Raw genomic sequence first — 1,020 nt, 5'->3', positions numbered from 1 at the left:
AAATGAAACGCATCAACCTCAAGAGTTGACAGAAAAAGGCTCATCAGGTACTGTCTGAGCATTAACAAAAACAAATCAGACCCAAAAATGAGCCGAAAACATCTTAACATAGAACAAAGAAACTTACTCTACCAACTTAGTCAAGAGGGAAATTTATCTCAACGGCAAATGGCCGTCTGGCTCGGATGTCATCAAAGCACGATATCACGAGAATTAAGAAGGAATCAAAGTTCCCTCGGCTGCTATCTACCTGACACAGCACAAGCTCAAAGCGAGACGCGCCGAAAAAATGCCAAACAACCCTTTAAAAATGTCAGCGAGTCGGCCTTAGAGTTGGTGAAAAAAGGATTGAAAGATTATCATAGTCCCGAACAAATAGCAGGTCGTCTGAAAAAAGCTGGTCAAGAATCGCTCAGTCATGAAACCATCTATCAAATGATCTATCAGAACTACCCTTGACTGTGGAAAGTATCAAGAATGCCTACGTCAAGGACGAGGAAAAAGAAAGAGTCGAAATGGAGCAAAAAGTAAGCGTGGAGGGATTCCAGGGCCTGTAGATATCAGCGAGCGACCAGCAATTGCTGACCAGAAAACCGAAATCGGTCATTGGGAAAGTGACACAATGATTGGAGTCAATCATCTAGGAGTTCTCGTTACTCATGTGGACAAGGCCTCGAAATTTCTAGTAGCAGGATTAGCCAAAAACAAAACCGCATCGGAAATCAACCCTTGTCACAGAAAAACTTTTCCAAGAGATTCACCCTGACAAAAGAAAAACCTTTACTTGTGACAACGGCAAAGAATTTTGTGGACATCAAGAGTTGAGTCAGAAACTAGGAGCAGATTTTTATTTTGCTACTCCTTATCATTCTTGGGAGAGGGGATTAAACGAGCATACCAAGGGACTGTTAAGTAGTCGTGCAAAATTAATTTCCTAGTGAAGATAGGCAAGAGGCAAGAGGCAAGAGGTGGTTAGATATGTGTAATTAATTTTGCTTAGGTACTTAAGACAATTTTTTT

General features: G+C 41.2%; 1 pseudogene. It reads left to right on the top strand.

Features of this window, described 5'->3' with window-relative positions:
- Window positions 1–87: 87 nt before the first annotated feature.
- Window positions 88–911 (top strand): annotated as a pseudogene (locus PX636_RS19245) (IS30 family transposase); the annotation flags it as partial.
- Window positions 912–1,020 lie beyond the last annotated feature (109 nt).

Source organism: Microcystis sp. M53598_WE2 (assembly GCF_030067735.1).
Lineage (GTDB): Bacteria > Cyanobacteriota > Cyanobacteriia > Cyanobacteriales > Microcystaceae > Microcystis > Microcystis aeruginosa.
Note: the sequence above shows the minus strand (reverse complement) of the source record. Positions and strands in the feature narration are given on the sequence as shown.